This is a genomic window from Streptomyces sp. NPDC055078 (assembly GCF_053607985.1).
Genome location: NZ_JBSGUP010000014.1, coordinates 27207 through 35354, shown reverse-complemented (window position 1 = coordinate 35354; position 8148 = coordinate 27207). Strand labels below are relative to the sequence as shown.

The window sequence follows — 8148 nt, the reverse complement described above, 5'->3', positions numbered from 1 at the left end:
CCGGGAGGCGTTCGGCGCTCCGAACCATCCCGATACGGCATCAACTCGCCTTGGCGGGAGCCGCCTTCCGGGACCGGGGCAACCACAGCGCGGGCAGGAGGGTCAGCGCCGTGAAGCCGAGAAGCCACCAGAACGTGGCGCCGAACGCCGAGGCCAGATTCCCCGGGGTTCGCCCCCCGCGTGCGGAGTGGGTGACGATCTCGCGTTGCAGGATCATCGCAAGCATGGCGGTGCCGAATGAGCCGCCGAGCCGCTGGATGACCGAGATCGCGCTGGTCGCCCGAGGGATCGAGGCGGGCGCCAGTCCCTGGTAGGCGGCGGTCATGATCGGCACCATCGAGGCCGCGATACCGATGCCCCAGATCAGCAGCGACCCGCTGAGCAGCCATACGCTGGTGTCGGCCTGGACCTGGGGGTACGCGAGCGTGCCGGCCACACCGATCCCGACACCGGTGAGCACGACGGGCCGGGCGCCGAGCCTGTCGGTGAGCCTGCCGACGTACAACAGGGCGATGATCGTGCCGGCCGACTGGGGGGCGAGCAGCAGGCCGGCCGAGAACGCGGTCTCGCCCCGCACCTGTTGGTAGTAGAGCGGCAGCAGCAGCATCGCGCCGAAGGCCGACATCCCGCCGAGGAACATCAGCATGGTGGCGATGGCGAACGACCGGTTCCTGAACAGCCGGAGGTCGATGATCGGTGTGATCTTGGTGCGCAGCGCGTGCCGGCCGAAGGCGAGCAGCAGGAGCACGCCCAGGGTGAGGGCGATGACGACCGGGGTCGCCGCGAACCCGTCGGCGGTGCCGGTCTGCGACAGCCCGTAGACGATGGCTGCGAGACCGGGCGAGAGCAGGGCCAGGCCGAGGACGTCGAGGCGGGCCCGTTCGCCCGTGCCCGGGGCGTCCTCGGGCACGGAGCGCCAGGCCAGCAGGACGGCGATCAGACAGATCGGGACGTTGGCGTAGAAGATCCAGCGCCAGCTGACGCTGTCGATGATCAAGCCGCCGGCGAGTGGGCCGATGGTCGGCGCGAGGTGTCCTGGCACGGCCACGATGCTCATGATCCGGCCGATCCGCCGGGGACCGGCGGCGCGGACCAGGATGGTCTGCATCACCGGGGCGATCATGCCGCCGCCGATGCCCTGGAGAACGCGGAAGGCGATGAGGCTGTCCACGGACCAGGCCATGCCGCAGAGCACCGACCCGAGCAGGAACGCGCTCAGGGAGAAGATCCACATCGTCCTGGCGCCGAACCGCTCGACTGCCCAGCCGGTGAGGGGGATGACCATCGACAGGGCGAGCAGATAGCCGGTGGTCGCCCATTGGATCGTGACGATGTCCGTATGGAACTCACGGGAGAGACGGACGATCGCGACGCTCACGATCGTGGCGTCCAGCATCGACGCGATGGCGCCGATGACGAGGACCACTCCGAGTCGGATCAGTGCGGGGTCAAGCCGTACTGGGGCTGCGGGCCCCTCTGTGACCGGGGAAGTCCCGGCGGACGAGCCAGTCATGAGGATGACACTACACGGTGTAGAGTGGCGATGTACGCCGATTATCGGCACCGCCGAAAGACCTGAGGAGCCATCCAGTGACGAACCCGCGCACAACAGATCCGCGGCGGCGTGAGGCCGGCGGCCGGCTGCGCCAGGGATCACCGGAGAAGCGGGCGTCGATCGTCGAAGCCGCGCTGGACCTCTTCCTGCGCGACGGGGTCGCACGGACCAGCGTGGATGCCGTGGCCCTTGAGGCCGGCGTCTCCAAGCGGACGGTGTACGACTACTACGGCGACAAGGAAAGGCTGTTCCTCGCGGCCATCGAAGAGGCCGAGACCGCGATGGCGGAACGGTTCGTGGACATCCTGGACCGCACGCTCAGCGACGATGTCACCGACATCGAGGCGGCCATGATCGCCTTCGGCCGCGAACTGGGCTCCCATGTGTCGCGCTCCCGGGACCGCGCCGCCGCGATCCGCCTGGTGATCGCCGAGGCCCCGCACTTCCCCGCGCTCCTCGACCGCCGGGGCGCCCCGGGCAGCGAACAGGTCGCGCTGGCCGAGCGGCTGGCCGCGCTGGCCGAACGCCACCGCCTCGACGTGCCCGACCCGATGGAGGCCGCGGCGCACTTCGGCGCGCTGGTCACCAGCAGCGTGAACAACCGCTCGCTCTTCGGTGTGCTCCCCGTCGAGGATGCCGATATCGAGCGGATCGTCGTCAGCGGTGTCCGCGTCTTCCTGCGCGCCTACCGGCGGCCGTCCGCCGCCTCCTGACTCCGGCCGGTCGCGCTGTTCGTCCGCCGGCCGCCGGGCCTGCGAGGCGTCCCTCAGGGACGCCGCCCGGTGAGCGGAACGCTCTGCCAGAAATCGATCAGGGCCGCCGCGGTCTCGTCCGGCCTGTGCACATTGGGGGAATGCCCGCCCCCGTCAAGCCGGACGAGCGGAGCGCCGAGGCTCGCCGCCATCTGCTGCACGCCTGCCGGAGGCCAGGTGGTGTCGGGGGAACCGGAAAGGACGGCCTTGGCGATCTCGACGTGTGACAGACGCGCGGTGAGATCGGGTTCGGTGAGCATCTGCCGCGCCGCGGCGGCGAGGTGCTCCGGATCGTTCCCCAGCCAGCGTCTGCGCAGGAAATCCCGGACGTCCGCCGGGCCTTCGGCGGCCTGGTTCGCGACGAAGGGCCAGATGTCGGCGAGCGTCATGGAATCGAGCCCGGCGAGCAGCAGCCGCAGCCGTTCCCGCTGCTCCGCTGAGACCTTCCCCGGGCCGAAGTTCATCAGGGTCACCGAAGCCCACAGCGCCGGGTCGCCCGAGGTCTCCAGCACCGCGGCGCGGGCGACGAGACCGCCGTACGAATGACCGAGAAGGTGAACCGGACCGGCGCCGAACCCGCGGACGACAGCCACCAGATCCCCGGCAAGATCTGCCTTCGCGTACGAGCGGCCGGACGAGCCCCGCCCGGTCTCGTGCTGCCCCCGGCCGTCGACGGCGAGCACGCGGTACCCGCCCCGGCTCAGCCTTTCCAGCAGGGGCAGGAAATCCTCCTTGCTGCCCATGAAGCCGGGAACCAACAGGGCCGCGCCCCGGTACGGCGCGGACCCGCACGGCTCGGTGTCCAGTACGGCGAATGAACCATGAGGCGTACCCAGGCGATACGTTCGCGCGTTGGGCGGCTTCTCAAGGGTAAGCAACTGGCTCATGGGGCGACATCATAGAGTCGCGAACGGCGGCCGTGAGCAGCGGTCCCGGGGGGCCGCCCACGGCCGGACCGGTTCGCTAATCGCGCCCGCTTGTTCGAGTGGCGCCCTCGGTGCGGGGGCCGGTGCGCTGTGCGGGGAGTTCCCTGCTCGGCTTGCGCAGATGCCAGCCGCCGACGATTCCGGCGAACCTCCAGAACCACTTCTCCCGCTCCCGCTGCACCTGCCTGCGGGTCTCCCAGGAGAGCACCGGCTGACCGTACAGCTCATGCGCGAGGCTGTTGATGTCCTGTTCCAGTTGCTGCAGATGGAGACCGATGCGCTGGATTCCCTTGTTGCTGTCGCGGAGATAGCCGATGGAGCCCAGGATGACGATGGACACCACCAGGAACCGCCAGTGTCCGAGTGCGCCGCCCCACGTCGCGGTGATGGCGGTGATCGCCGCCGCGTAACCCGCCATCTGCTGCCTGGCGTTGATTCGCTGGGTGACCTCGTTGCGCAGTGTCTCGTACTCCTTCATCCGCAGATCGATGACCTCGCGCTGGCTCTCCCGCGACTCCGGCGCCATCAGTTCTCCCCCTGTGCGACTGGGATCCACGCTTCTGACCGGTGACACCGCGGACACGCCGCGCCGTCGTCCGCACGCGGTCGACGGTTCCGAACGGATGTGTCGCGGGGCCCGGGGTGAGTCTTCCGCCGTGGTCCTCGGGTTCAATCCGAATTGAGCAACATCTGCGGTTCGGTTCGGTTCGGCTCTCAGCCGAAGCCGAAGCCGAAGCCGAAATCGAAGTCGAGGACCGAGACCGAGACCGAGACCGAGACCTGAGGCGAGGCCGGGGCGGAGGCGAATCCCGGCCCGGCGGGAATCCGGCGCCGAAGCCGGAACTACGGCCCGGCCGGCCCGGACCCGGCGTCCGGGGGCCGACCCGCACGGTGGATTCCGCAGGAGAGTCCGGACCGGTCCCTTGCCGGAAATGTGGTGGCCGGGCCGACTTCGTGATCGGCCAACCCGTGTGTATACACGTTCTGTTGGCACGAAAAACACACGTTTCCGGAAGGGTGCGCCGACGCGAGTGCGGCAACACGAACACGAGCCCGAGGGGTACCGGGATTGCCCGCACGCACACACACGTATCCCCAGGTGGGTAGAGTCCGACCCCAGCACCTACACATCAAGGAGGCACCATGCCCCAGCAGGAGAACACCGACCTCAAGTCGGAGTACGCCGATAAGGTCCGCGCGGACCTGGACCGGAACACCGCCGAACAGGACCGCATCAGGGTGGAGATCGGCACTCTGCAGTCGCAGCTGGCGACCCTGGAGAACGACCACGAAATGCTGCGGAACATGAGTGCGGCACTGGGCGACGCCGCCAAGAAGTCCGGTGTGCCCGCGCCTCGCCAGGTGAAGTCGTCCGGCGGCACCGCTCGGGCCAGGAAATCCCCGGTCAAGAAGTCTCCCGTCAAGAAGTCCGCGGCCGAGAAGTCCGCTACCGACAAGACCTCGGCCGAGAAGACCGCGGCGCCGGCCGCCAAGGCCCCCGCCGCCAAGTCTCCGGCTGCCAAGGCCCCCGCCAAGAAGGTCACCGCGAAGAAGCCGGCGGCCGCGAAGTCCGCGGAGAAGAAGGGCACCGCGGAGAAGGGACCGGCGCTCAGCGAGCTGATTCACGACTACCTCAACACACAGGCCGAGCCGCGCACCGCCCGTGAGATCGCACAGGCCCTCACGGACGCCCGCCCCGGCCGCACCATCAGCGACAACCTCGTACGCACCACCACCGAGCGACTGGTGGCCCGCAGCCGCGCGGAGCGGATGAAGCAGGGCACCACGGTGTACTACACGGCCACCAAGGACGCCACCGCATCCACCGGCGCCGAGCCGGCCGGTCAGCCGGCCGTCACCGCCGCCTGACCCTCCGCGTCTCCGGCCCGCACCCGGATGCCGTCCGCCACTGTGGCAAACCCACCTCCGTCAGCACGCTCGCCGTGCGGTTCGGCGCGTTCGTGCTCGTGCACGATCTCGACACCGCACGGCGGGCCGGCGGCGGACCCACCCGGCGCCCCGGGTGGCTTCGGCTCTGTGTCCGAAGCCGCCTTCGGCGAGTCGGGGCCTCGGCACCGGAGCCGGTTCGCGGGGGCCGTGGTGCGGTCCGTGCGCGTCCGGGGCACGGTGCCGGTGCGAAACCCAGTGGCTCGCGGTCGGGTGACCCGCATAGCTTGCGCGGGTGACCGATGATCCGAAGCACGTGCCCAACTGCTCGCCCGCCACCCCCGCGACGTCCTCGGTCCCCGCGACTGACGAAGTGTCCTCGAACTCCTCGGACTCCGCGAGTTCCTCGGACTCCGGCACTCCGGCCGGCCCGGCCGTGGAGGCGTCCGGCGAACGGGCGGTCGGCGGTGATGGTGAGTCGGCGCGACCGCCCGCCCCCGAGGGGCTGTTCTCCCGGAAATACGCGGCAGCCACCTCGGTCTTCGCCGCGGTGATGTTCCTGACCGGGCTCGCCGCACTGGCCGTGGTGCCCACTCTGCCCACGGCGGCCCGGGAACTGGACGGGGTGTCGCTCTACCCGCTGGTGGCGGGATGTTTCGTCGCCGCGAGTCTGCTGGGCGGGGTCCTTGGCGGTCAGTGGGCGGACCGTGCCGGGGCACACCGTCCCCTGGCGGTGGGCATGGCACTCGCCGTGGTCACCCTGCTGGTCTCGGGTGCCAGCACCTCGATCTGGCAGCTCGCCGCCGGGCGCTTCCTGGACGGGCTGGCGGCCGGTGCGGTCGCGGTGTCGATCAACACCGCGATCGGCCAGGCGTACCCCGGCCGACTGCGGCCACGCGCGCTGGCCTTGATGAGTACGTGCTGGATCGTTCCGTCACTGGTCGGCCCGCCGTTGGCCGGGCTGGTCGCCGAGTGGTGGGACTGGCGTGCGGTGTTCTACGGCCTGGCGGCGCTCACCGTCCTCCCCGCGCTGGCGGTGGTGGCCCTGCTGCGCGGCCGTTCCTGGCCCGCCGCGCCCACGCCGTCGAGCGGTGGGGCACCGCGCCCCGCGCTGCTGGTCGCCGCGGCGGTGAGTGTGGGTGCGGCGCTGGCGCAGTACGGTGTCTCGGGCTGGAACGCGCGTCATCTGCTGTTCGCGGCGGCGGGCCTCGCCCTGCTGGTGGTGTTCGCGCCACGGCTCCTGCCGCCGGGCACCTTGCGCGCCTGTCACGGACTGCCGGCCACGGTACTGCTGTGCGGCCTCGGTTCGGGGACGTTCTTCACCCTGGAGGCATACGTGCCGCTGCTGCTGGTCACCGACCGGGATGTGCCACCGGTGGCGATCGGACTGGCCTTCACGGGAGCCGCGGTGGCCTGGGCCGCCTCCTCCTGGGTGCAGGGCCGCCTGCTGGAGAACTGGCCGCGGCACCGATTGGTCGTGACCGGTGCGCTGGTGATGTCGGCGGCGGTCGCGATCGCTGTCGCCGGGACGTTCCCCGCCATGCCCTCGCCCTTCATCGCGTCGGCGATGGTCGTCGCGGCCGTCGGGATGGGCCTCCTCGCACCGTCCCTCACCGTGCTGTCGCTCTCCCACAGTCCGCCCGACCGGCTGGGCCATGCCAGCGGCGCGATGCAGACCAGCCAGAACCTGGGGCAGATCGGCGTGCTGGGTCTTGCGTCCGCCCTGTTCAACGTTGTGCTGGGCATGGGATCGAACAACCTGGCCGGCTACGGCGCGGCGTTCGGTCTGCTGATCGTGCCGTGTGCCCTGGCCGCCCTGCTCGCCGTCCGCACACGCGCCGTGTGAGCGGACGACTGCGGACATGCATACGCTCGTATCGCATCGGGTCGGGTCGGGTCGTAGGAGCGGATCGCGGTGAAGGTGAACGACACGAGGGGCTCAGGGGCGTAGGTGCCGACGACACCGGTTGGGCAAAGGTGTGCGAATGGCATATTTTGGTGCCATGGGCAGCGGCACTGTCAATGACGAGCGGCTGGCCCGTGACCTGTGCGCCGCGGTGGTCCAGCGAGCGGATCCCGATGAGATCGGGGCCGAGTTCTCCCGGTTGATCGCTCCGATCGTGGCACATGACGCGCTGAGTCTGGTGGGGACCGACCCGGTGACCGGGCTCGGGCTGGGGAGCTTCAGCTTCTGGCACGCGTATGACCCCGAGCTGGCCGACGCGCTGATCATGCACCGCTACACGCACGGGGACTCCTGGCGCGCGGCGGCCGTCGCCCGGACGCTCGGTCCCGTCGGCATCGCGGGAAGGGAGAGCGAGGGCCCGCCCCTGCCCCTGCGCGACGACATCCTCGCGGCCCATGGAGTCGGGTCGGAGATGAGGCTGGTGCTGCGGGACGGGCGCGGAGTGTGGGGAATTCTCGGGCTGCTCCGCTTCGAGGGCCGGCCGCCGTTCGGGGCGGACGCCGAGCGGCGGGTCCGTATGCTCGGTCCCGCACTGATGGAGACCGTACGGCGGTACGCCCTCGCGGGGCCGCTGTGCTCCACGGAGCCGGCCCCGCCCGCCGGGGTGATCATGATCGGCGCCGATCACCGGATCAGGACCGTCAGCCCGCAGGCGCGCGCCTGGCTGGACCTGATCGCGGGCCGCAGCCGCCAGTCCATCCCCGCGTGGGTTCCCACCACCTTCCTCACGGCCCTCTCGCTCTCGGCCCGGCTCCGGGCGCGGCACCGCAGGCCCTCGACGCCCCTGGTCTCCTCGCCGCCGGTCGTCTGCGGTCGCTGGGTCGTCTGCCAGGGCGAGGTGCTCGATCCGTCCGGCGGGGGCGAGGTCGCCCTGGTGATCCAGGGCCCATCGGGTGACCTCGTACTGCCGTCGTTCTGCTCCTGGCACGGCATCACTCCCCGCGAGCGCGAGGTCGTCGCCGAGCTGCGCACCGGGGCCGCGGCCAAACAGATCGCACGGCGGCTGGGGCTCTCGGTCTACACGGTGAACGACCACCTCAAGGCCGTGTTCCAGAAGACCGG

At 70.6% G+C, this 8148-nt stretch carries 7 protein-coding genes; 4 read left to right on the top strand and 3 right to left on the bottom strand.

The genetic code is table 11. The annotated features are described in order from the left end of the window. Positions 1 to 40 precede the first annotated feature (40 nt). The gene (locus ACWF94_RS02620) at positions 41 to 1513 is read right to left on the bottom strand and encodes a DHA2 family efflux MFS transporter permease subunit (RefSeq protein WP_453483963.1); all 1473 of its coding nucleotides are present in this window, start codon (positions 1511 to 1513) and stop codon (positions 41 to 43) included. Positions 1514 to 1590: 77 nt separating this feature from the next. Between ACWF94_RS02620 and ACWF94_RS02615 the strand changes: the two genes are divergently transcribed. Further along, the gene (locus ACWF94_RS02615; RefSeq protein WP_453483961.1) at positions 1591 to 2268 is read left to right on the top strand and encodes a TetR/AcrR family transcriptional regulator; all 678 of its coding nucleotides are present in this window, start codon (positions 1591 to 1593) and stop codon (positions 2266 to 2268) included. Positions 2269 to 2321: 53 nt separating this feature from the next. Here ACWF94_RS02615 and ACWF94_RS02610 read toward each other — a convergent pair whose 3' ends face one another. Then, complete coding sequence (locus ACWF94_RS02610; RefSeq protein WP_453483960.1) at positions 2322 to 3194, bottom strand: alpha/beta fold hydrolase; 873 nt, start codon at positions 3192 to 3194, stop codon at positions 2322 to 2324. Positions 3195 to 3270: 76 nt separating this feature from the next. After that, the gene (locus tag ACWF94_RS02605) at positions 3271 to 3759 is read right to left on the bottom strand and encodes a hypothetical protein (protein ID WP_453483959.1); all 489 of its coding nucleotides are present in this window, start codon (positions 3757 to 3759) and stop codon (positions 3271 to 3273) included. Positions 3760 to 4376: 617 nt separating this feature from the next. Here ACWF94_RS02605 and ACWF94_RS02600 point away from each other — a divergent pair. The 3 genes from ACWF94_RS02600 to ACWF94_RS02590 form a co-directional block, all read left to right on the top strand. Further along, positions 4377 to 5102 carry a hypothetical protein gene (locus ACWF94_RS02600; RefSeq protein ID WP_453483958.1) on the top strand — a complete coding sequence of 242 codons (726 nt, stop codon included), beginning with the start codon at positions 4377 to 4379 and terminating at the stop codon, positions 5100 to 5102. Positions 5103 to 5625: 523 nt separating this feature from the next. Further along, positions 5626 to 6966, top strand: coding sequence for an MFS transporter (locus ACWF94_RS02595; protein WP_453483968.1), 1341 nt, complete (start codon positions 5626 to 5628; stop codon positions 6964 to 6966). Between the two features lie 139 nt (positions 6967 to 7105). Further along, a partial coding sequence (locus ACWF94_RS02590; protein ID WP_453483956.1) for a helix-turn-helix transcriptional regulator occupies positions 7106 to 8148 on the top strand: 1043 nt, incomplete at its 3' end.